Here is a 22,252-nt window from a genome sequence, read left to right as displayed (position 1 = left end):
ACGTCCATGTCGCCCACGGTGGAGGCCATCCGAATGCGGTCGCCCAGCACCGCGCCGCCGGTAAACGGCGAGGAGGGATCGATCGCGATGATTCCGACCGTCTCGCCCCGGTCGCGGTAGGTCTCGGCGAGTTTGTCGACCAGCGTCGACTTCCCCGCGCCCGGCGAGCCCGTGATCCCGATGACGTCGGCCTCGCCCGTGTGAGCGTACAGCGCCGAGACCAGCTCCCGGTAGCCCGGCGCGCGGTCTTCGATCTTCGAGATCACCCGCGCCAGCGCGCGGTGTTTCCCCGCCAGCAGGTCCTCGAGGAGTTCCTCGTTGGTGCTCATCGATCGGGAGCGTTCTCGCGGACGAAATCGATCGTCTCCTCGATCGACGTCCCGGGGCCGAAGACGGCCGAAACCCCCGCTTCCTCGAGTTCCTCGCGATCCTCGTCGGGGATGACGCCGCCGGCCAGCACGAGCGTATCGTCTTTCGCATCGTACTCCTCGAGTCCGTCCATGATCTTCGGGACCAGCGTGTCGTGGGCGCCCGAGAGAATGGAGATCCCCAGCACGTCGACGTCCTCCTGGACGGCCGCCTGAACGATCTCCTCGGGCGCTTTGTGCAGCCCCGAGTAGATAACCTCGAAGCCGGCGTCGCGAAACGCCCGCGCGATGACGTGTGCCCCNTGAACGATCTCCTCGGGCGCTTTGTGCAGCCCCGAGTAGATAACCTCGAAGCCGGCGTCGCGAAACGCCCGCGCGATGACGTGTGCCCCCCGATCGTGGCCGTCGAGACCGACTTTGGCGACGAGACACCGAATCGACTCCTGTTCCTGTTCGCTGCTCATATCCCCTCTTTCCCCGGCCGCCTGTTTGACTTTAACGGAAATTCATGGTGTTCGTGACGTGGCTGTCTCGGCGGCAGGCGACTCGAGTCGGGGCAGTTCGCCGTCGACTCGCCCGACCTCATCCCGGACGGTCACAGCCGTCGCCCGGTAACCGACCGACGAGAACGCCTCGATCGTCGAAACGCTCGTCGACCGGGGCGCGACTCCATCACGAACGGCTGCATGTGATTAGCACACTGACACGGAATCACGGTGAACCAAAGGCTAAAGAGCGAAACGACCTAACATTCCGCTAATGACTATCGTTCGCTTATTGCGGAGGGATCTCTCGTGGGCGTTGAAATAAAAGAGACTAGGGTGACCGACGCCGAATTCGAGCAGATGAAAGGGTTCGTCTTCGAGTATCTCTCGGCCAGCGTCGAGAAAGAAGAGGAAGGCGGTCGGATGCGCTGGTACCCCTGGCACTCTGCGGAGTACCGGCACAACCACATCCTCAACGTCGTCGAACTCGCCGAGGAAATCGCTCAAGCGGAGGGCGCGGACGTCGACGTCACCCGCGTCGCCGCCCTCTTTCACGACGTCGCCAAACTCGAGACGGATCAGGAACTCCACGCCGAGGCCGGCGCCCGCGTCGCCCGCGAGTATCTGGAATCGCGCGCCGACTACCCCGAATCGTTCATCGACCAGGTCTGTCGCTCCGTCGAGCACCACTCCTACCAGGGCACCCTCACCGATCTCGACCTCGAGACGCAGTGTCTCATCGAAGCCGACCTCCTCGATAAGGTCGGCGCCAACGGCACCGCCCTGATGCTGTTGCGGATGGGCTACGAGGCCCGGACGCACATGGACGCCGACGAGATGGTCGACCGCGTCCTGGAGCGGGGCTACGACGCCGCCTCGAGGGTCCAGAGCGAGACCGCCGAGGGGATCGCCCACCAACGACTCAAGCGCGTCAAGTGGTTCAGCGAGTGGCTCGAGGACGAGATCGCGGCGATGGGTGACTGAGACGGATTGCTGTCCCAATGTCCCGGCGCAACCGCGACCCGGGCGGCGGGTGCGCCGGAACTGACGGACAGTAACCGTACGAGGCGACGCCACTGTCACCGTCCTCGCCACCGTCGGTTTTCGCCGTGTGTCGTGTGTCATGTGTCGTGTGTCGACGCGCGTAGTCACAACTCGAGCCATCGCCGGCTTACTCCCGACGTGCAAAGCCGTCGTCGTCCGCTCGTCGACGTGTCGGGAATCTAACTGAGCGCGCCGGAATCGGCCGATGTGTTCATGACGGTGTGCTCTCGAATCAGTAGCAATGGCTGGCGCTCGTCGAACGGGTATCGGTATCGCGGTCGTCTGCCTCTGCTGTCTCGCACTGCTCGCTGTCGGGCCGGTCGCGGGCGCCGGATCCGTTCAGCCAACCGTCTCGAACGCGAGCGACGAGCCGGTGTCGTCGTCGGAGGTGCAGCCGGCGTCGACGTGTTTCGACGTCTCCGGCGCGTCGTTTACGATCGGCTCCGAGGACGGAACGCACATCTGGCTGCAGTTTCACGCGGGGCCGCTGACGGACTCCGACTGGGCCTTCGGCGCCGAGATGATCGGCGCGACCGAAGACGCCTCGATCGTCGAACTCCTCGCCGGCGTCGAGTACGTCGGCGACGGGGTCTTCGATCTGGTCTCGAGTCCGATCGACTCGTTCGATCTGCGCTACGGGTTCGAGTTCCAGTTGCCGATGCTCGAGAGCGCGACGGACGTGGATCCGATGGACCCCGACGACGAACTAGACGGCGACGACCGCGACGACGACGGGACCGAAGATTCGGAACCCGACGCCGACCGCGACAGTCGGTACGAACTGCTCGACTGCTGAGTGTCAGCGTTTTTCGGCGTCTTCGGCGTCTCCGCCGGACGTTAGATGAACCCGGCCGTGCCGGCTCCGAGGAAGAGCAGACCGAACCCGGCCAGCACGGCGGCGCTGCCGGCGGCGACGACGGGTGCGAACGCGTCGACGCGACGCCCCGCCGCGACTAACGCGGCCGGGTAGACGACGATCCAGATCGCGATGCCGCCGAAGAAACCGGCAAGCAGCGCCGGCGAGCCGGTCTGGACGACGAGGACGTCCTCGAGCGAGGCGCCGACCGCGGGGACGTGGGAAAACACGTCGAGCGTCCCGGACTCGAGGAGCCCTACGCCGACGGTGAGCCAGAAACCGATCTGGTAGGGGTTGGTAAACGAGATCGCGAACGTCTTTCGAAAGCCCCTCGAGGCGTCGGCGTTCTCGCCGGTAAACGACGCGGCGCTCGTCGCCTCTCGAGCTGCGCCGACGGCGAAGTACAGCATCAGAACGCCGCCGACGAGGTAGAGGAACGGGCGAACGGCCGGGTACTGGTCGATCACCGCGACGGCGCCGGCCAGCGCGAGGACGAAGAAGACGACGTCGGCCGTCATCGCGCCGAACCCGGCTCGAACGCCGGCCGGAAAGCCGCGGACGACGCTCTCCTCGGCGATGATGGCGTTCATCGGTCCCGGTGGCGCGGCGAGGGCGATTCCGAAAACGACGCCCGCGAGTGCCGTCGTGAGGCTCACTGCTCTCGGACTCGAGTCGGCGACCGGTCACCAAAAGAGCACTGACTTTGATGTTCGCGCCGTCGTAACGGTCGTATGGTCGACGTCCTCTCCGACGACATCGCACGCTTCGTTCGCGCGGTCGGACCCGAACCCGACGAGACGCTGCGCGAGATGGACGACTACGCCGATCGCGAGGGCTTTCCCCACGTCGGACCCGAAGTCGGCGCGTTCCTCCGTTTTCTCGCTCGAGTGACCGACGCCGACCGAATTTTCGAGTTCGGCTCCGGCTACGGTTACTCGGCATACTGGATGGCCGAGGCACTCCCGGAGGGCGGCGAGATCGTTCTCACCGAGGTCGACGAGGACGAACTCGAGATGGCCCGCGACTACATGGCTGCGGGCGGCTACGACGATCTGGCTCGATACGAGCTGGGCGACGCCCTCGAGAGCGTCGACGCTTACGACGGTCCCTTCGACGTGACGCTGATCGACCACCAGAAACACCGCTACGTCGACGCGTTCGAGGCCGTTCGTCCGAAGGTATCCGTCGGCGGCGTCGTCGTCGCCGACAACGCGATTACTTCGGGATCGATCCAGTTCGAAACGCTTCACGAGCTCGTCGAGGGCGGGTCGCCAGACGACGTCACCGAAGACACGCAAGGAATCGCGGACTACCTCGAGTGTGTTACCGGCGATCCGGACTTCGAGACGGTCGCGGTACCGCTGGGTGAAGGAATCGCCGTGAGTTATCGGGTTTCGTAGGTCGGACGAGAAACGGCGTCGTGATCGCTACCGCGTCGAGTAGTCCGAATCGCCCTCGAGAACCTGTTCTTCGGGCGCGTCGGCGCTGGTCGTCGCGCCGTACTCGCGAAAGCCGAGAAAGACCGTCGACGCGCAGGCTGTCAGCAGCGTCGCCCACGTGACCGCGGTCAGCGCGCCCGTGACCGCGGCGGTGGGACCGGGGAGGGCGGCGCCGACGGTCTCGAGGCCGACGGCGTGCAGGCCGGCGATCGAGAGGAACCCGACCCAGACGGAAAGCGCCAGTACGGCGAGCGTCCGCCGGGAGACGCGGGCTGCGTACTGGGCGACGCAGTAGACTCCCGCGATGGCGAGGGCGGTCGCACCGACTGTCGGCGCGACTGCGTCGACGGTCCCGGTCGCGACACCGGCACCAGCGAAGCAGGCGAACGAGACCACCAGCAGCAGCCGTTCAGAGCGGACAGTTGTCGAGATCACGTCGTGCACCGCTTTGCTGGGACCAACAGGTGATCGGCTATATAGTTGTTGGCTCGTATCACCGGTTGCGCGCCGACGACGAGCGGCCGCCGCCATCCCCCAGTTCGACGATGTTCGCCCGTCGGTCAGTAGCCACATCAATCGCGTCGAGCGCATAAGCCCTGCGCGGTACGGACGGATTGATCTGTCGGCAAACAGGTACAGTTACCGCGGTACAGTCACCGCGCGCCGTCGCGCTCGCGACCGCTCCCGGGCTGGGGATCGACGTGCGGATCCGGCATGAGGTCCGCGAACGGCTGCTCGTCGAGCCACTCGAGCAGGGAGACGAGCTGTTCGGTCGCCGCCTCGAACAGTTCGGCGCCGATCTCGGGCGTCGCGTCGGTCTGGTCGCCGAAGACGCCGTTGGGGCTGTTGTCGATGCAGTCGTAGAAGGTGGTCGCGCCGTGGACGCGAGCGGCGTCGGCGTCGAAGGTGACGCCGCCGTCGCGGGCGTCCTCGAGGCGGTCCTCGCGGACGAGTTCCTCGGCGAGGTGCATGATCATCGCCGTTTCCTTGGGGCCGCCGTGGGGGCCGGGTGTCTCGAAGACCTCCTCGATTAGTTCGGGAATCGATTCGTCCCACATCCACTCGATGGCGTAGGCGGTGCCGTCGTCGTGCAATCGCTGGCCGACCTCGCGTAGGTGGGCGACGTTCCCGCCGTGGGCGTTGACGTAGACGATGCGGTCGATCCCGTGGTAAGTGAGGTTTCGCGAGAGGCTCTCGACGTAGTCTCGAAACACCGACGGCTCGACCCACATCGTCCCGTGAAACTGTCGGTGGTGGGAGCTGACGCCGACCGTGATCGGCGGGGTGCAGAGATAGCCCGTTCGTTCGCTCGCCTCGCGGGCCAGCGCCTCGGCGATCATGTGGTCGGTCCCCTCGGGAAGATGGGGGCCGTGTTGTTCCGTCGAGCCGAGGGGGACGACCGCGAGCGATTCGTTCGCGACGTACTCGCCGAGCTCCGGCCAGCGCTGGTGTGGGAGGTACATACCCGAGTCTGGAACCGAAGCCGGAAAACAGTATGCGACGGTGAGCGCTTTGCCGCGGCCGGGTTCGCGGTGGCTATTCCGGCGTTCACCCCGTCCGGAAGCTGCCGCCACCATCCCGGTCTTGCCATCGGAAGCGCCTCGAGAGGCAACGAGATGATAACCCTTAATAGATTATTGGCCATGAGTTATTATATGGCAGTCGTAAGCGTCTCGATGCCGGACGAACTCCTCGAACGACTCGACCAGTTCGCGGACGAACACGGCTACACCGGTCGCAGCGAGGTCGTCCGGGAAGCCTCCCGAAACCTGCTCGGCGAGTTCGAAGAGACCCGCCTCGAGGACCGGGAGCTGATGGGAATCGTCACCGTCCTCTTCGACTACGAGACCACCAGCGTCGAAGAGCGCATGATGCACCTGCGCCACGAACACGAAGACCTGGTCGCCTCGAACTTCCACAGCCACGTCGGCGACCACTACTGCATGGAACTGTTCGTCCTGGAGGGCGAACTCGAGGATATCTCGACGTTCGTCGGCAAGATCCGAGCGACCAAGGACGCACTGACCGTCGACTACTCCGTGATCCCCGTCGACGAGTTCGATCCGATCTCGCAGGGCCACTAGCGGACGGCGTCGCGCTTCAACCACCGAATTGGAATCACTTCGCTCTCGTACTGGTTACTGTCCGTCAGGTCCGGCGCCGCCGCGACCCGGGCGGCGGTGGCGCCGGAAGCCCGGGACTGCAATCCGTCTCAGTCCTTCGTTCGCCGACCTCCGCCCACGGCGATTCTCGCCGTCCGCCTCGGAACGCGTAGTTTTACTGGTTACCCGTCGAATGAGTACACATGACCTACCGGAAGGTGAACTACGAGGAGGTCGATCAGGTCTCGAGCGCGATGCACTTCCTTTCGGATCCGCTCGAAACCGAGCGGGTCGGCGTGACTGTCGCACGCTGTGACCCGGGCTGGAACAGCAAACCACACGACCACACGGACAACGACCACGAGGAGGTCTACGTGCTGATCGAGGGCGAAGCGACGGTCGTCGTCGACGACGATCCGGTCGCCATGGAGACCGGCGACGCCCTCTGGATTCCGCCGGCGTCGACCCGACAGATCCGCAACGGCGATCAGGAGAGCGCGTTCGTCCTCGTCAGTGCGCCGAGTATCGGCGACGAGGACGGCGACGACGGCGAGTGGCTGCTGTCCGGATTCGCCGGTTGAGTGCGCCCGCGACTACCCCCCTCGATTTGTCCCCGTTATCACCTCGAGTCGGCCTCGTTATCGCCCTCGATTCCGCCCTCGTCTCTCGCCACGGCGCTCGAGCCGTGGCGGGACGGTTTAGTGTGCTACCGTCGTCGGTCCGGTAGGTGAGTCGCTATCTACTCGAAACACCACGCGATCATCTCGTTCGTCTCCGCCGGCGTTCTCGTCTCGCTGCTGCCGCCGGTGGTCGTCGCCGGCGACGCGATCCCCGCTCCCGCCCTCGTCGGTGTCGCCACCGCGGCCGGCGTGCTCATCGACCTCGATCACTTTCTCATCGCGCGCGTCAGGACCGGTTCCTGGGACGCAGTTCGCTTCTGTCTGACCAACCCGACAGCGGCTGTCGCCGATCAGCGCCGCATCTTCGAGCGCGGCGACGTCGGCGTCCTCTCGCGGCTGTTGAGTCACCTGGTGATCATCGGTCTCGTCGTCCCGGCCGCCGCGCTCTGGAGCGTTCCGCTCGCAGCCCTCGTCGGCGGCGTCCTCTACGCCCACCTCGTCAGCGACGTCGCCTGGGACATCTGGCGACTCGAGCAGTACGCGGACGTTCCGCGGGAGGAACTGCTACAGGTGCTTCGGTAGCCGGTCCGCGACCGACCGCCGACGTGACGGTACCACCTCACCCGTTCGCTTCGCCGGCGTCCGTTTCGTCGCCGTCGGCCTTGTTGAAACCCTCACGAAGTGATAGTTTCCAGTAGCTGTGCTGCATACACACCGCGAATGTCACACTAAGCGTGGCTCGATTTGCGAAGGTGGTGATCGCTCAGTGCAGGTTGAGGCGTTATCGGAGCAGCTACCTACCTCTCGGACAGGCGTCAGAAACGACCTGCTGAATACAGAGCATGAGCGCAGCAGGACGGCTCCGTTTATTTCACGCCAAGATTAGTGAACCATCTGCTCACTACACGTGCTTATTGATCGAAGAGTTACTCCCGGAATGGTGGAACGAGATTAAAAGCACCGGCTGCCACTACAAGCCCAAGTGAAACCAAACCGACGCCGAATAGAACTCCTGTCGTAGAGGACGCAAGTATCACTTGGGTGCCTGCACCTATGAACAAGAGCGCAAATCCGAGAAGGAATACGGTTCCAAATACATCAATAAGTGCGTCCTTGACAGCAGTTTGAACAACGGTATAGAGTTCGTCTTGAGTGAGTCCTGTTATCTCACCGCCATCTGTTTCTCTGTCTGAATCTGTCTCCATACTGTTGATTATATCTTACTGGTTTAAGTATATTAGAGTACACTTTCTGGTCCGACATGTACCTGTTCTGTACTGAGCGATCACTCCCTCCGTAAATCAAACCAGATCTCGTACCACATTCGCGCTGTGGATTCAGCAGGTACTGAATGAACTGCCTGGTTATTGTCAGAAATGACGTGGCCGACTCAGAGGGTGAATGCAGCGGAGAAACAGACAGACATTGTTACTTTCGAGGATGAAACCGTGACCTGACTTACTTACCAGATGGAAACAAAAACGGATGCAAGTCCAATGAGTGAACGCCATTGTCCAGATTGTGATGTCCAAATGGAGAAGACGAACGTAACCGCAGAAGGAATCGGTGACCTCTACGTTGAAACCGATAGAGATGGTGGTGTGCTTGACCGGCTCGGTGTCGGACATCAAACACCGCTTCATGCGTTTCTGTGTCCAGAGTGTGGATTGACTCAGCTTTATGCCGAACTCTCCGGGTAGCACATCGAAACCGTGACCGCCTCTTGAAAGACTCGCGCCCTGAGTTCAGTACACACTGAAGGAACTACCCAGTTCTTGTCAGAAACGGCGTGACCGACTCAGAGGGTGAGTGCAGCACGACGACTTCGTTTGTTTCACGCCGAAACCGGACAACCGCCTGCTCACTACACATGCGAATGGAACGGTGCATTCAGTGCAGTAGGAAAACATATGTGCGCACAGTCTGTAATACTTCTTATGAATCAGACTTCCACTGGGTCACACCCGTTACTGGGTGATGACGAGCGGACACGGATTCTTCGGTCGTTTCTGTTTTCGCTCGCTCTAACCCCGTTATTACTGATGACCGAGACTTCCCGTCGGATTGTTTCGCTTGAGGCAACGCTGGTGGCTATTGCAATAGGCATATTTCTCGGGATTGTGGCAGCCATTGGACTGGCCGACATCAACCTTCAGAATGCCAACAGCGTGACGGCATCAATTGTCGCCCTCGTTTGTATCGGTGTGGTCACCATCGTCGTGTGGTTGATTGTGCCCCACCAGTATATCGGGACGTTCATTCAGTTTACAGTCGCGTTCATCTGGGCGATGCCCATTACTGAACTGCTTTATTATCGCTTCTGGGCACCCGAACCCAGCTAAGGGCACGGTCACCTTCCTGACACATCCACGCCCTGTACTGACCGTTCGATCTTCCGTGTTGATCGCTCCTCAGTCCGTGCCACATTCGCGCTATGTATTCATCACAACTTTTCGAAGAGATACGCTGATTGGTAGGAACCTCAGCGGTCAATAAGCATGTGTAGTGTCCAGTTTATTCATGTGAACAATTCTCTAAAGAAGAGGATTTCAACAGAGCCTCGCCGTCCACGTCGGCTCCCGTATTCGGATCGTCCGCCTCGCCGTCGGTCTCGTCGGTACCGTCGGCGTCGGCCCCGTCGTCCACTTCCCCGTCAGCATCGGCCGGGTCGTCGCCAGCGTCACCGTCGTCCGCTTCCTCGCCTGCCCCGGGGTCGACTTCCTCGACCTCGACGTCCTCACCGGCGACGCCGCTCTCGGAGATCACCGGCGTCAGATTGTAGCCACCGGAGCCCGTCGCGACCACGTTGATATCGAACACGAACTCGACCGGTTCGTCGCCGCCGACCTCGAAGGAGTGGGTGATCTGGAGCTTCTCGCTGGGAACCTTCACCTCGGCCTCGCCATCGTCGACGATTCCCTCGACGTCCGAGACGTGGAGTTCGATCTTCTCGTAGGCGCCCGGCGACAGGTCACCGTCGAAGACGGCCACCGCCTTCTCGCCGATGACCGTCGTCAGGTCCACCGTCGCGCCGTCGAGGTCGAGCCAGTAGAATCCGCGGCGTCGCTCGACGCCGGCGTCATCGCTGTCGTCGTCGCTCTCGCGGTTCTCATCCGGCTCGTCCCCGTCGTCTTCGGTCGTCGGTTCGGACTCCTCGCCGCTGTCGTTGTCGTCCGACTCCGCGTCCGCGTCCCCGCCGCCGTCGGAAACCCGCGCGCTATCGAACGAGACGTCCAGCCGATCGAAATCGCCGATGTCGGCCGGCAGGTCGCTGACGAGCAGTCGGAAGTTGCCTCCGTCGAACGATGTCGCGCTCTCGCCCAGGTCGGTGTCGGTGTCACCGTCGCCGTTCTCTTCATCATCGGTCGGCTCTCCCGACGTACAGCCCGACGCGAGCGTCGCGCCGACGGCGCCGCCGGCGGCGATAACCGCTCTGCGTCCAACGTCGTCGCGGTCGCGATTCTCCATCATGTATCGTCGCTCGAACCCATCACGGTAAAAGATACGCTGTCGTTCAGGACCTTCAGAACTGTTTAACACTGTTTTGCAGACGAACGATTCTGTCGAAATGATCCGCGGAGCGTTCGCGACGGGCGAGGCTTGCACAGTTGCCCCGCGGCTATTTCACCGGCGCCATCGTCTACCGCGACATGGATCTGCTCGAGGAGAGCATCGTGCCGGAGCACGCACGCGAGATCAAAGCCGAGGCCCGCGAGTTCGCGCGCGAACACATCGAACCGAACGCCCAGGAACACTTTCAGGAGGGGACGTATCCGGAAGAGATCCTCGAGGCGGGCCAGGAGGCGGGGCTGGTCGCACAGGACATCCCCGAGGAGTGGGGCGGTCGCGGGCTGGACCTCCCGCAGTTGCTCGCGCTGACCGAGGAGTTCTACCGCGCGGACGCGGGCATCGCGCTGACGCTTCAGTTGGCGAGTTTCGGCTGTGAGATGACCTACGAGTACGGGTCCGACGAACAGTGCGAGGAGTACATCCGACCGGTCGCGGAAGGAGAGATGCGCTCCGGGCTCGCCGTCTCGGAACCCGAGACGGGAAGCGATCTGACCGGGATGGAGACGACCGCCGAGAAAGACGGCGACGAGTGGGTACTAAACGGCGAGAAGTACTGGATCGGCAACGGCGTCGAAGCGGACTGGGTGACGCTCTACGCGCGCACGGACGACGACGAGACCAACCGCTACGGCAACCACTCGCTGTTTATCGTCCCCACCGACGCCGACGGCTACGAGGCCGAACACATCCCCGAGAAGATGGCGATGCGCGCCTCGAAGCAGGCTCAAATCGAACTCGAGGACTGTCGAATCCCCGAGGAGAACCTGATCGGCGCCGAAGGAGCCGGCTTCTGGATGCTCGCGGAGTTTTTCAACCACGGGCGCGTCGTCGTCGCGGGCCACGGACTCGGTCTCGCGGCCGCGGCCCTCGAGTCCACCTGGGAGTTCGTCCACGACCGCGAGCAGTTCGGGCGGACGATCAACGACTTTCAGGCGGTCCAACACGGCCTCGCGGACATGCTGATGGGATTCGAACGCGCTCGCGCGCTCGCCTGGCGCGCCTGCGAGAAGGTTGCAAACGGCGAGAACGAAGGATACTGGGCAGCGCTGGCGAAGACGAATGCGACCGAGACGGCGGTCGAGGTCTCCGAACGCGGGATGCAGTTCCACGGCGGCCGCTCGGTGTTAGACGAGCGCCGAATCGCTCGCGTTTACCGAGACGCCCGCATTCCGGTGATCTACGAGGGCGCAAACGAGATTCAGCGCAACCTGATCTACGGACAGGCGCCCTGATCGTCGGCACCGACGCCGGCGCGTGACGGACCTCCGCGGTGACCATGGCGACCGTGGTGCCCGACTCGAGACGGCGTATATCGGTCGAAAGAACAATCCCTTTTGATGACGAACCGGACTACTGACACGACCGAACCGGTTTCACTATGTCCCTCGAACTGCCATGAGTCGGCCGCGTATCCTCTGTGTCAGTAGCGATCGGTCGACGCGTGCGTCCATTACCCGCTCTCTGACCGACGTCCCCGTCAACGTCGTCATCGCACAGCGAACCACGGCGGCCGTCGACCGGCTCGAGCGCGATTCGATCGACGGTGTCGTTATCGACGCGAACACCGTCGCGAACGTTCCGCGACTCGTCGACGCCGTCGAGTCGGAGGGTCGGTCAATTCCGACGTTCGTCCACTGGGGGGCCGACGACCGCGACGCGTCTGTCTCCGTTCTCTCTGAGGTCGTCGCGCGCGCCGACGGGACGGCGCCGTCGAATCGGCTGGCGGAAGCGGTCGCCGAGCGCGTCGGTGCCGATTCGCGAGCCACGCCCGCCAGCGCAAACGCGGCGAGTTCCGCTCTAGGGGGTAGAGTGGAATCGGGGCCGGAATCGGAGCCGGAGTCAGACGGGACGCTCGCCGCGCTTCCCGACGACCTCGCCGCAGTGGTCTCCGCCGCCAGGCGTCGCCTCGTCGACGTCACGTCGCCGGTCGCCGTCGAACGGATCCTCCGCGAGGAGTTCACGGCCACCGATCGGTTCGCCTTCGCCTGGGTCGGCGAGTACGATCAAGGCGAACGGGAGATTGTCCCCTGGCTGACCGATCCCGATAGCATGGCCTGGCCCATGCAGCGAACGTTCGCGATCGGCGACGGCGAACAACCGCTGCTCGAGCGCGCCGTTCGGACGGACGAACTCCAGACGCGACAGGGAATCGCCGACGGCCGCGAAGCGGTTCCGTTCGGCGACCACGCGTTCGAGCGCGGCGTCCGGTCCGTCGCCGTCGCCCCGCTTCGCTCGAGCGCGGATCGATACGGCGTTTTCGTCGTGTACGCACTCGAGTCGCTCACCGACGCCGAGCGGGAGGCGATCCGGTCGGTCGCCGCAGCGGCCGCACACGTCCTCGAGACCATCGCCGTCCGCGGCCGCCTCGTCCAGCGCGAGCGAGCCCTCGAGCGATACGAACGACTCGTCGAAACCGCCGGCGACGGGATGTACGTACTCGACGAGCAGGGCCACTTCATGACGGTCAACGACGCCCTCGTCGAGATGACGGGCTACAGCCGCGAGGGGCTGCTCGGCGAGCACGTCTCGCTCGTCTTCGATCCCGACGGCGTCGACGCCGGCCGCGACGTGATCCGTTCGCTGCTCTCGAGCGACGCCACGACCGATACGGCCGAACTCACCCTCGAGACGAAAGCCGGTGAGCGAATTCCCTGCGAGGTACAGATCGCCATCTTCGGACGCGGCGACGAGTTCGTCGGCTCGGTCGGCGTCGTCCGCGACGTCACCGAACGAAAGCGCAGCGAGCGGAAACTGCGCGAGCAAAACGAGCGACTCGACGCCTTCGCCCGGATCGTCAGCCACGACCTCCGGAATCCGCTGGGCGTCGCACAGGGGTATCTCGACCTGCTCGAAGACACCGGTTCGATCGAGCACGCCGAGAACGTTCGCGACGGCCTCGACCGCATGGAGGCGATCGTCGAAGACGTCCTCGCGATCGCTCGCGACGGCGAGTGGGCCAGCGATCTCGAGTCGGTCGACCTGGAGTCCGTCGCCGAAGACGCCTGGGAGTACGTCTCGACGGCCGACGCGTCGCTGTCGGTGACGGAGACGATCACGCTCGAGGCCGACCGATCGCGACTTCTTCGACTCCTCGAGAATCTCTTTCGCAACTCGGTCGAACACGGCGGCGCGGGCGTCTCGGTCCAAATCGGGCCGCTCCGTGACGACGCCGCGTCCGACCGGCGCGGCTTCTACGTGGCGGACGACGGCGACGGACTACCCGAATCGATTCGCGATGAACTGTTCGATCCCGCGGTGTCGTCGTCGTCGGAGGGGCTCGGCATCGGGCTCTGGGTCGTCAGAGAAGTCGCTACCGGACACGGCTGGTCGGTCGCGGCGACCGAAAGCGATGACGGTGGGGCACGCTTCGAATTCGCGTTCGATGGAGAGGGTGCCCAGCGAGACTAGTTCTCGGTCTGGAGATCCTGAAACGCGCCGACGAAGTCGTCGTGGGAAGACATTCCCGAAACCGTCTCGTCGACCCGCTCTGCGAGATCGTCGACGCGCTCGCACAACCGTTGATACTCGTCGTTGTCGGCGAGTTCACGGTCGGCCTTCTCGGACTCGAGGAGCGCCTTCTTCGAGACGAGCGCGTAGTACTCCTGGATGTCCGACTCGTACTCCGACCGATCGGCGACGTCGCCGACGATCTCGAGGAGTTCGTCCTTCGAGACCGGCTTGACGAGGTAGTCGTCGAACCCCATCTCGATGATGTCGAAGTCGGGATCGACGGCGGTTACCATCACGACGCGGGATTCGTAGCCGGCGTCGCGGATCCGCGAGAGCACCTCGTCGCCGGAAAGTCCCGGCATCCGCCGGTCGAGCAGGACGACTTCGACCGAATCGGTCATCGTTTCGAGGGCTTCTTCGCCGTCGTAGGCCGTATCGACGGTCCACTCGGACTGGAGCCACGCCGCAAAGAGGTCAGCGAGTCGCGACTCGTCGTCGACGACGAGAATCTCGAGGTCGTCACTCACCGGTCGACCCCCTCCGTTCTCTGCATCGTTACAGCCACGGGCTATCAATGGTACCTCTGGGTGATAAATCTCGCGACCAGCTGTCAATCATTCAATGAGAGTGGCGCGTCCCATTCGATCCAGAGCGAGAACTGCGATGATGACATGAGCGCGTAAAACCGCGGTCAGAGACGCTGTCGTCGGCTGTTATGGGCGCCGCTGGGCGTCACTACAACCGATCGCAAGAGAGCGTCGGGGTCAGTGTGACACTCGTTTCAGTGTCGCTACGTTTCTCCTCGGCCGACGCGTTCGAACGACTCCCGATGTGAGTCTTCGACGGTCGCCTTACTTCCCTTCGAACTCCGGCTCACCGTCGCCCATGAAGGCGGTGATTCCCTCCATGAGGTCGTCGGTCGCCATCAGGTGACCGAAGGCCGAGGCCTCGTACTCGAGTCCGGCCTCGGTGTCGTGGCGGCCGGCGAGGAACGCACGCTTGGTGAACTTCTGGGCGATCGGCGGGCCGCCCGCGAGGTTCGTCGCCAGTTCGAGCGCGCGCTCGAGGAGGTCGTCGTTGTCGACAACCTCGTTGACGAAGCCGTACTCTGCCATCGTCTCGGCCTCGTAGCGCTCGGCGGTGAAGATGATCTCCTTGGCGCGGCCCTCGCCGACGATGTGTTTGAGTCGCTGCGTGCCGCCCCAGCCCGGCAGCAAGCCGAGGTCCAGCTCCGGCTGGCCGAACTCCGATCGGTCGCTTGCGACCCGCAGGTCGGCACACATCGACAGCTCCATGCCGCCGCCGAGACAGAAGCCGTCGATCCCGGCGACGACCGGCAGATCGCAGGCCTCGATCTTCCCGAACGTCTGCTGGCCCAGACGGGAGAGCTCCTGGCCCTCAATCGGGTCGGCGCCGCTGCCGGCCATGCTCTGGACGTCGGCGCCCGCGGAGAACGCCTTGTCACCCTCGCCCGTGATGAGGATCGAACGGATCTCGTCGTCGTCCTCGAGGAGGTCGATCGCCTCGGAGAGTTCGACGAGGAGGTCGTCGCTGATCGTGTTCATCCGGTGGGGTCGATCGAGGACGATGTGGCCGACGTAGTCGGCGGGGTACTCGACGCGGATGACCTCGAACTCGGTGGCGCCGTCGTCGTCGTCCTGCTCGTAGAAGCCGCCTTCCTCGGCTCGCTCCTCGAGGTAGTCAGCCGGCGCGTATCGCTCGTGGCCCGTCTCCTCGTAGGCCTCCTCGAGCGTCTCGAGAGCCGTCTCGAGGCCGAATTCGTCGGCCATCTTGGCGGGGCCGTCGGGGAAGCCGGCACCGAGTTTCGTCGCCTCGTCGATCGACTCCGGCGGCGCGACGTCGTTGCCGATCAGTTTCGCGACTTCGTTGGCCATCGTGGCGATCAGTCGCGCCTTCACGAGGTCGGACTGCTGGTCGGTCGGGATCTGTGCGCCCTCACCGTCCTCGTAGTCGTAAAAGCCCTTGCCGGTCTTTTTCCCAAGCTCCTCGTTTTCGACCTTCTCGACGAACAGCGGACTCGGCTCGTAGGCCTCGCCGAGCACGTCGTTCATGTAATCGAGGACGTGGTACCCGACGTCGATGCCGGTGAGGTCGGCGAGTTCGAAGCTACCCATCGGCAGCCCCATGTCGTATTTCGTCGTCGAGTCGACCTCCTCGAGGGTGGCCTCGTCGTCGCTGACGAGCCAGCAGGCTTCGTTCATCAGGGGCACGAGAATGCGGTTGACGATGAAGCCGGGGGAGTCTTTGTGGACGCGCACGGGCGCTTTTCCGATGTCGTCGGCGAGATCCTCGATCACGTCCAGGGTCTCCTCGTCGCTTTCCGCGCCCGAGATGACCTCGACGAGGTCCATGCGCACGGGCGGGTTGAAAAAGTGCATCCCGCAGAACTGCTCGGGACGTTCGGTGAACTCCGCGAGATCCGTAATCGAGAGACTCGAGGTGTTCGTCGCGAAGATCGTCCGCTCGGGGGCGACCTCTTCGAGTTCGGTGTAGACGTCCTCTTTGATCTCCATCTGCTCGGGGACAGCCTCGATGACGACGTCGGCGTCGCCGCAGGCTTCCTCCATGTCGACGAGCGGGGTGACTCGCTCGAGGGCGGCCTCGGCTTCCTCCTCGGAGAGCTGGTCGTTCTCGGCGAGTTTGTTGAGCGACCACTCGATCTGCTCGTAGCCGTTCTGTACGAACTCGTCTTTGATGTCTCGCATGTTGACGTCGTAGCCGGCCATCGCGACGACCTCCGCGATGCCGTGACCCATGTTTCCTGCGCCGAGAACTGCGACGGTGTTGATCTCTTTCAGTTCCATGGTCACATGTGCAATCGGGAGTGGTTTGAACGTTTCCATCAAAAATGAAGCAACCATAGTTCAGTTTACTCCCGGTTACAAAGTTCTTTATCGCTGGGGTAGAAAGGCGTTGCCATGGAATTCGGTCTCACCGAAGAACAGGAGCAGATCCGCGAAGAAGTCGCCCGGTTCGCCGAGAACGAAATCGTTCCGGAAGCGGAGAAGTACGACGAAGAAGAGACGTTCCCCCACGAGATCGTCGACGAGGCCGCCGAGATGGGCCTGGTCGGCTCCTCGATCCCGATGGAGTACGGTGGCGCCGGCTACTCGACGCTCGAGACGGTGATCATCGCCGAGGAACTGTTCTCCTACGACCCCGGTATCGCGCTCTCGATCATGGCCTGCTCGTTCGGTACCGAGGCCATCGAAGCGTTCGGTACCGAAGACCAGAAGGAGCGCTTCCTCGAGCCCGTCGCGATGGGCGAGAAGATCTCCGGCGCCGCGATCTCCGAACCCGACACGGGATCGGACGTCTCCTCGGTCTCGACGCAGGCCGAGAAAGACGGCGACGAGTGGGTCGTCAACGGTAACAAGATGTGGATCACCAACGGTACCGTCGGCGACTTCTTCGTCGTCCTCTGTAAGACCAACCCCGACGCCGAAGGCCGCTACAACGGCTTCAGCCAGATCGTCGTCGAATCCGACCGCGACGGCTTCAGCGCCGACAAGATCACGGGCAAGATGGGTATTCGCGCCTCCGACACCGCCGAACTCATCTTCGACGACGTTCGCGTCCCCGAGGAGAACCTCATCGGGACCAAAGACGCCGCGTTCATGCAGCAGATGCAGTTCTTCGACGCCACCCGCGTCGGCGTCGCCGCACAGGGCGTCGGGATCGCGAAGGGCGCCACGCGCGAAGCCCTCGAGTACGCCCAGGACCGCGAGCAGTTCGGCAAGCCGATCGGCGAGTTCCAGGCGATCCAGCACAAACTCGCCAACATGGCGACCGAGACCGAGGCCGCGCGTAACCTGACCTACAAGGCCGCCTGGCACGTCGACCAGGGCGAGGACATCACCAAGCTCGCCTCGATGGCCAAAGAGTACGCCTCCCGCGTCGCCGTCGACGCCGCCAACGAGGCCGTCCAGATCCACGGCGGGTCGGGCTACGTCAACGACTTCCCCGTCGAGCGCTTCTACCGCGACTCGAAGATCACCCAGATCTACGAGGGGACCTCGGAGATCCAGAAGAACGTCATCGCGCGCGAACTGCTCGGCAAAGGGTTCTAATCGCCCCGTTCGCGTACGGTTGCTTTCGTTTTCGAAGCCGCGTGTGGGACAGTCCGATCGACGTTGTGTCCCGCGCTCGAGCGACATCATCCGTCCTGGCTGTCCGACACCGAGACCGTTTCGACCGTTCGAACGGTTGTGACAGTCGCATTTGACCTGTTTTACCAGCAAAAACGGTCCTATCCGGCGCATAGGTACACGTGCTGCGTTCGTCCGGCGACACGTCATGGTAGAACGCAGTCGACGGAACGTGCTGGCGTCCACCGGACTCTCGATCGCTGCGGTCGGATTGCTTTCGACTGCTGGGACGGCCAGAAACGCGAGTGACGACGACGAAGCGGCGGTCGAACCGACCGGGTGGTCCAGCCTCGGTGGATCCCCCGGAAACACCAGCTACGTTCCGGACGAACGAGGGCCCGCGGAAGCGGCTGCTCCCGTATGGGAGTACAACCGCGGCGGGTGGGTCGCGGTCGTCGACGGAACCGTCTACCTCGTTTCCGACGTCGGCGAAGTACACGCGCTCGACGCCGACGACGGAACCCGCGAGTGGCAGGCGAATATCGACGGCGTAGACAACGCGCCCGCGGTCGCCCACGAGACGGTCTACGTCGGCGGCGACGGACTGACGGCGCTCGACGCGGCTACCGGCGACGTCCGCTGGACGCTCGATCCCGACTCCGATCTCTCCGTCCCCGCGCCGAACGTCGCGGGCGACCTCGTGTTCGTCGTCATCGACGGCGTGCTGTACGCCGCCGACGCTGAGGGCGACGAACGGTGGCAGTTCGAGCCGTCTGACGAACCGTTACACGAGCAGTCGGTCGCGATCGCCGACGGCGCGGTGATCGCCGCGAGCGAATCCCAACTGTTCGCGCTCGAGGTCGACGACGGGTCGGAACGGTGGACGTACAGCGACTCGGGTGACTCCCTGTCCGACCAGTTCAATCCCGCGGCGGCGGCCTATCCGATCGCGACCGACGACCTCGTCGTCGCCGCACGAAACGACGACGGGCTGACGCTACACGACCTCCAGACTGGCGAGGAACGAAGCCGCATAGACGGCTTCCAGCGGCCGGAGGGTGCGGTGACGCCCGATCAACTCTACAGCGCGAAGGGGATGCACAACTACTATCTCTCCGGTACCGACCTGGAGACCGGCGATCAGCTCTGGACGTCGGAAGCGGAAGGAGAGGGGACCACGCCGCCGATCGCCGACGAGGATCGCGTCTATACGGGAATCGCGAGTTACGGGACGTCGGAAGACGGCGACGAAGGAGATCGATTCTTCGGGTTCGATGCCGACGACGGATCCATCGACTGGCAGATCGACGCCGGGGGTCGGCTGTGGCCGCTCGCGCTTGCCGACGGAACGCTGTACGTCGGCACGCGTTCCGGCGACGGAAAGCTGTTCGCGTTCCGATCCGAACGGACGACCGACGATGCGGCCGAAGACGAGGAATCCGACGACAGCGGGTCCGGAGACGACGAGGAAGCCACCGACGACGACGGTGACGAAGCGTCCGAGGGCGAACGCAGCGACGCCGAGAACGGCGACGACGGGACGAGCGGCGACCCCGATCGAAACGAGTCCTCGGAGTCCGAGACGAGTGACGACACCGAATCCGACGAGACGTCGGAAAACGCCACGGAGAGCGAATCCGATGACGACGCCGACGAGAGCGACGGCATGCCCGGCTTTACGGCCGGCGCCGGCGTCGCCGGCGGTGCGCTCACGCTCGAGTGGCTCCGTCGCCAAGCGACCGACGGCGAGAGGGAAGCGTAAGCGACTCCTCTCACCGCCCGACGCGCCGCGGCTCGTCGACGCCTCGAGCGAGCGGCGCGTGAGGATTTTCCGCTCGTTCTCGAGGTTCGAACGGTGTCAGCCGCGGGCGAGTAAGACGGCGTCGGTCATCCGTCTCGATCCGAATCGGTATCGGTTCCGTCGGTGGCAGAATCCGAATCGGTATCGGTTCCGTCGGCGTCTGCGTCCGTATCCGTTCCGTCCCCGTCAGAATCGGAGTCAGTGTCGGTACCACCGCCGTCACTATCGCCGTCGGCGTCACTACCGTCGCGATCGGTGTCGGTATCGCCGTTACCGCTGGTACCGTCGGGCTGATTCGGGCGCGTGATCGAGTCCCCCGAACCCGTTCCCTTCGGCCCCCTCGTCACGGATTCGACCACCGGCTCGGTCCGCACCGAATCGCGGTCCGCGAAATCGCGCTCGTCGGCCGCGCCGGAGCGCCGCTCGTCTGCGAGCGCGTACAACGCGACGGGGGGCACGACGTAACAGCCGATGGCGATCGCGGCGAACCAGGGATCGACGAAGACGAGCAGGCCGAAAATCGCGAGCGCCGCGGTCGCAGCGGTGTGGACCGCCGTTTGCGTATACTGCCGGTAGAACTCCCAGAAGTCACGCAGGCGGTCCTGAGCGGTCGCGATCGCCATCGGCGTGCCCATCGGGACGACGTACGCCGTCGAGCGAGAAACCCCTTTGGCGACGGAGCCCCTCCCTACGGATAATGAGAGAGTTCGTCTTCGCCCTCGAGTACGACCCGGGAACCAATCCGGTCGCCGACGTCCTCGCCGAGCACCCCGAGGCGTCGATCCGCTCGCTGTCGTGTCACGTCACGGACGACAGCCTCTGGAGGGTCGACCACGCCGAGGGGCCGGCGGCGGCGCTGGAGGCCCTCGAGGACGCCTACGAGACGGCCGACTTCTTCGCGGACTGTCTGGTGAAAGACGACTGCGGCGCCGACTGCGAGGTACAGGTACTCGACCGCTCGAACGACACGCTCGTCGTCTACACCTACTGGGACCGCACGGACGTCTGCACTTCGGTGCCCCACGTCGCCCTCGAGCACCTCGGCGAGGGGCTGCTCTTCGAGACCTACCGCGAGGGGCGGCGATACCGCTGGCGGATCGTCCTCGGCAGCGACGCGCCGATCCACGACTTCTTCGACGCGCTGGGCGACGAGGTCGGCGAGTGCACCGGCATAGAGATGCTCCGGTTGACCGAACTCGATCCCGACCACGGGGACGTCGATCTCGAGTCCGAGACGAACCTGCCGCGGGAGCAGCGGGCAGCCCTGCGGGCGGCCGTCGAGCACGGCTACTACGAGACCCCGCGAGCGATCGAACTCGGCGACCTCGCGGCGGAACTCGAGATTCCGCGCTCGACGCTCTCCTATCGGCTTCGCCGGGCCGAAGCAAGCCTCGCGACGGCGTTCGTCGGCGCGGACGACTCGCTCGCCCTCGAGTCAATGATCGCCGGTCTGTAAGTCGGCAGCACCGCCGTCTTCACCAGATCAGGGACAGCCCAGCCAGAAACAGGACCGTCACCAGAAGTGAAAAAACAGCCATCGCGTAGGTGAGCGGGCCGTAGGTTTCGGGTTTCCTCTCCCCGTCCGTCGAATACAGTCGATACACGCCAGTGAACAAGATACACAGGGCTGCGCTGGTGTTCGCGAGCGTGGCGACTACTGCGTCGGGACGGAACACCAGTAGTTGCGAAGCGACCAGCACCGAACCGCAGTAGACGAAACAGAGCGTGGTGAACCGGGACGCGTCCATTGGACACAGTTGTCCGAAAGTTATCAAACGTTTTTCGGTCGGTTCGGGTCCCCATCTCTCGGTTGGTCACGCTCGAGACGTGAGACGCCGCTCCGTCGTACCGGAGCGATTCCCCGCGTTCGACGCGCAGGTTATCGGCCCGCGTCGACCGGCGGTTTGGCGTGCGCCAAATAACCCGTATGGGCTGGGGGGGACTACGTGGCAATAATGAGCGACACCCCCCCATCGGACCGGGACGTACCGCCCGACGGGAACGCGACTCGGACCCTCGAGTGTCGGGTCCCCGAGATGGACTGTCCGACCTGTGCCGGCAAGGTCGAGAACAGCGTCGAGCGGCTCTCCGGTATCGACGCGATCGACCCGCGAGTCACGAGCGGCCGCCTCGTCGTCGAGTACGATCCGACGCGAACGACCGAGGCGGAGATCCGCGAGCGCGTCCGCGCGGCCGGCTACGAGATCGAGTCCGCGTCGGCCGAGCACACGTTCTCGGTCCCCGAGATGGACTGTGCCTCCTGTGCCTCGAAAGTCGAAAACGCCCTCGAGTCGACCGACGGCGTCGGCGAAATCGAGACGCGACCGGCGTCGGGCCGGGTCACGGTTACGCTCGCGGACGGCACCGCCACCGAGACCGCCACGGCGGCCATCGAGCGCGCGGGCTAC

The 22,252-nt window shown here is 64.1% G+C and carries 25 protein-coding genes; 14 read left to right on the top strand and 11 right to left on the bottom strand.

Annotation, left to right across the window (positions count from 1 at the left end; genetic code table 11):
• A partial coding sequence (locus tag C493_RS04750) for a nucleoside-triphosphatase (RefSeq protein WP_007258273.1) occupies positions 1 to 329 on the bottom strand: 329 nt, incomplete at its 3' end.
• Positions 326 to 832, bottom strand: coding sequence for a cobalamin B12-binding domain-containing protein (locus tag C493_RS04745; protein ID WP_007258272.1), 507 nt, complete (start codon positions 830 to 832; stop codon positions 326 to 328). The genes C493_RS04750 and C493_RS04745, both read right to left, overlap by 4 nt.
• A 330-nt stretch (positions 833 to 1,162) precedes the next feature.
• Here C493_RS04745 and C493_RS04740 point away from each other — a divergent pair, with 330 nt between their 5' ends.
• Together C493_RS04740 and C493_RS04735 are read left to right on the top strand one after the other, a co-directional pair.
• The gene (locus tag C493_RS04740) at positions 1,163 to 1,837 is read left to right on the top strand and encodes an HD domain-containing protein (protein ID WP_082681695.1); all 675 of its coding nucleotides are present in this window, start codon (positions 1,163 to 1,165) and stop codon (positions 1,835 to 1,837) included.
• A 301-nt stretch (positions 1,838 to 2,138) separates the two neighbouring features.
• A complete protein-coding gene (locus C493_RS04735; protein WP_007258270.1) occupies positions 2,139 to 2,693 on the top strand; it encodes a DUF7332 family protein in 555 nt (184 codons plus the stop codon).
• 41 nt (positions 2,694 to 2,734) lie between these two features.
• On the opposite strand, the gene C493_RS04730 is transcribed toward C493_RS04735, so the two are convergent.
• Entirely contained in the window at positions 2,735 to 3,409 is a 675-nt protein-coding gene (locus tag C493_RS04730; protein WP_007258269.1) for a LysE family translocator, read from the bottom strand.
• 75 nt (positions 3,410 to 3,484) lie between these two features.
• Between C493_RS04730 and C493_RS04725 the strand changes: the two genes are divergently transcribed.
• Complete coding sequence (locus C493_RS04725; protein WP_007258268.1) at positions 3,485 to 4,153, top strand: O-methyltransferase; 669 nt, start codon at positions 3,485 to 3,487, stop codon at positions 4,151 to 4,153.
• Positions 4,154 to 4,180: 27 nt separating this feature from the next.
• On the opposite strand, the gene C493_RS04720 is transcribed toward C493_RS04725, so the two are convergent.
• Together C493_RS04720 and C493_RS04715 are read right to left on the bottom strand one after the other, a co-directional pair.
• The gene (locus C493_RS04720; protein WP_007258267.1) at positions 4,181 to 4,636 is read right to left on the bottom strand and encodes a hypothetical protein; all 456 of its coding nucleotides are present in this window, start codon (positions 4,634 to 4,636) and stop codon (positions 4,181 to 4,183) included.
• 209 nt (positions 4,637 to 4,845) lie between these two features.
• Positions 4,846 to 5,655 carry a creatininase family protein gene (locus C493_RS04715; RefSeq protein ID WP_007258266.1) on the bottom strand — a complete coding sequence of 270 codons (810 nt, stop codon included), beginning with the start codon at positions 5,653 to 5,655 and terminating at the stop codon, positions 4,846 to 4,848.
• Positions 5,656 to 5,847: 192 nt separating this feature from the next.
• Between C493_RS04715 and nikR the strand changes: the two genes are divergently transcribed.
• From nikR to C493_RS04700, 3 genes are all read left to right on the top strand, one after another.
• Positions 5,848 to 6,276, top strand: a complete 429-nt coding sequence (nikR, locus tag C493_RS04710) for a nickel-responsive transcriptional regulator NikR (RefSeq protein WP_007258265.1) — start codon at positions 5,848 to 5,850, stop codon at positions 6,274 to 6,276.
• Positions 6,277 to 6,497: 221 nt separating this feature from the next.
• Positions 6,498 to 6,875: a cupin domain-containing protein gene (locus tag C493_RS04705; protein ID WP_007258264.1), complete on the top strand. Its 378-nt coding sequence runs from the start codon at positions 6,498 to 6,500 to the stop codon at positions 6,873 to 6,875.
• 225 nt (positions 6,876 to 7,100) lie between these two features.
• Positions 7,101 to 7,496 carry a hypothetical protein gene (locus tag C493_RS04700; RefSeq protein WP_007258263.1) on the top strand — a complete coding sequence of 132 codons (396 nt, stop codon included), beginning with the start codon at positions 7,101 to 7,103 and terminating at the stop codon, positions 7,494 to 7,496.
• Between the two features lie 344 nt (positions 7,497 to 7,840).
• On the opposite strand, the gene C493_RS22075 is transcribed toward C493_RS04700, so the two are convergent.
• Positions 7,841 to 8,119, bottom strand: coding sequence for a hypothetical protein (locus tag C493_RS22075; RefSeq protein WP_083912373.1), 279 nt, complete (start codon positions 8,117 to 8,119; stop codon positions 7,841 to 7,843).
• A 291-nt stretch (positions 8,120 to 8,410) separates the two neighbouring features.
• Between C493_RS22075 and C493_RS22070 the strand changes: the two genes are divergently transcribed.
• Positions 8,411 to 8,614 carry a hypothetical protein gene (locus tag C493_RS22070; protein WP_083912372.1) on the top strand — a complete coding sequence of 68 codons (204 nt, stop codon included), beginning with the start codon at positions 8,411 to 8,413 and terminating at the stop codon, positions 8,612 to 8,614.
• A 342-nt stretch (positions 8,615 to 8,956) separates the two neighbouring features.
• Positions 8,957 to 9,256 carry a hypothetical protein gene (locus C493_RS04695; RefSeq protein ID WP_007258262.1) on the top strand — a complete coding sequence of 100 codons (300 nt, stop codon included), beginning with the start codon at positions 8,957 to 8,959 and terminating at the stop codon, positions 9,254 to 9,256.
• A 172-nt stretch (positions 9,257 to 9,428) separates the two neighbouring features.
• On the opposite strand, the gene C493_RS04690 is transcribed toward C493_RS04695, so the two are convergent.
• Positions 9,429 to 10,382: a DUF4382 domain-containing protein gene (locus C493_RS04690; protein ID WP_007258261.1), complete on the bottom strand. Its 954-nt coding sequence runs from the start codon at positions 10,380 to 10,382 to the stop codon at positions 9,429 to 9,431.
• 182 nt (positions 10,383 to 10,564) lie between these two features.
• Between C493_RS04690 and C493_RS04685 the strand changes: the two genes are divergently transcribed.
• Together C493_RS04685 and C493_RS04680 are read left to right on the top strand one after the other, a co-directional pair.
• On the top strand, positions 10,565 to 11,716 hold the full coding sequence (locus tag C493_RS04685; protein ID WP_007258260.1) for an acyl-CoA dehydrogenase family protein: 1,152 nt from the start codon (positions 10,565 to 10,567) through the stop codon (positions 11,714 to 11,716).
• 163 nt (positions 11,717 to 11,879) lie between these two features.
• On the top strand, positions 11,880 to 13,892 hold the full coding sequence (locus C493_RS04680; protein WP_007258259.1) for a PAS domain S-box protein: 2,013 nt from the start codon (positions 11,880 to 11,882) through the stop codon (positions 13,890 to 13,892).
• Here C493_RS04680 and C493_RS04675 read toward each other — a convergent pair.
• Positions 13,889 to 14,461, bottom strand: coding sequence for a HalX domain-containing protein (locus tag C493_RS04675; RefSeq protein ID WP_007258258.1), 573 nt, complete (start codon positions 14,459 to 14,461; stop codon positions 13,889 to 13,891). The two genes, C493_RS04680 and C493_RS04675, sit on opposite strands and share 4 nt — an antisense overlap.
• A gap of 324 nt (positions 14,462 to 14,785) precedes the next feature.
• Positions 14,786 to 16,759 carry a 3-hydroxyacyl-CoA dehydrogenase/enoyl-CoA hydratase family protein gene (locus C493_RS04670; protein ID WP_007258257.1) on the bottom strand — a complete coding sequence of 658 codons (1,974 nt, stop codon included), beginning with the start codon at positions 16,757 to 16,759 and terminating at the stop codon, positions 14,786 to 14,788.
• A gap of 114 nt (positions 16,760 to 16,873) precedes the next feature.
• On the opposite strand from C493_RS04670, the gene C493_RS04665 reads away from it, so the two are divergent.
• Positions 16,874 to 18,025 carry an acyl-CoA dehydrogenase family protein gene (locus C493_RS04665; protein WP_007258256.1) on the top strand — a complete coding sequence of 384 codons (1,152 nt, stop codon included), beginning with the start codon at positions 16,874 to 16,876 and terminating at the stop codon, positions 18,023 to 18,025.
• Positions 18,026 to 18,251: 226 nt separating this feature from the next.
• Positions 18,252 to 19,805, top strand: coding sequence for an outer membrane protein assembly factor BamB family protein (locus tag C493_RS04660; protein WP_007258255.1), 1,554 nt, complete (start codon positions 18,252 to 18,254; stop codon positions 19,803 to 19,805).
• 125 nt (positions 19,806 to 19,930) lie between these two features.
• Here the strand turns inward: C493_RS04660 and C493_RS04655 are convergent, their stop codons facing one another.
• The gene (locus C493_RS04655) at positions 19,931 to 20,479 is read right to left on the bottom strand and encodes a hypothetical protein (RefSeq protein ID WP_007258254.1); all 549 of its coding nucleotides are present in this window, start codon (positions 20,477 to 20,479) and stop codon (positions 19,931 to 19,933) included.
• A gap of 62 nt (positions 20,480 to 20,541) precedes the next feature.
• On the opposite strand from C493_RS04655, the gene C493_RS04650 reads away from it, so the two are divergent.
• Positions 20,542 to 21,300 carry a helix-turn-helix domain-containing protein gene (locus C493_RS04650; protein ID WP_007258253.1) on the top strand — a complete coding sequence of 253 codons (759 nt, stop codon included), beginning with the start codon at positions 20,542 to 20,544 and terminating at the stop codon, positions 21,298 to 21,300.
• Positions 21,301 to 21,319: 19 nt separating this feature from the next.
• On the opposite strand, the gene C493_RS04645 is transcribed toward C493_RS04650, so the two are convergent.
• Positions 21,320 to 21,592: a hypothetical protein gene (locus C493_RS04645; protein ID WP_007258252.1), complete on the bottom strand. Its 273-nt coding sequence runs from the start codon at positions 21,590 to 21,592 to the stop codon at positions 21,320 to 21,322.
• A 207-nt stretch (positions 21,593 to 21,799) separates the two neighbouring features.
• On the opposite strand from C493_RS04645, the gene C493_RS04640 reads away from it, so the two are divergent.
• Positions 21,800 to 22,252 (top strand): heavy-metal-associated domain-containing protein (locus tag C493_RS04640; RefSeq protein ID WP_007258251.1); only part of this gene is annotated, 453 nt, incomplete at its 3' end.

The organism is Natronolimnohabitans innermongolicus JCM 12255 (assembly GCF_000337215.1).
GTDB classification, from domain to species: domain Archaea; phylum Halobacteriota; class Halobacteria; order Halobacteriales; family Natrialbaceae; genus Natronolimnohabitans; species Natronolimnohabitans innermongolicus.
Note: the sequence above shows the minus strand (reverse complement) of the source record. Positions and strands in the feature narration are given on the sequence as shown.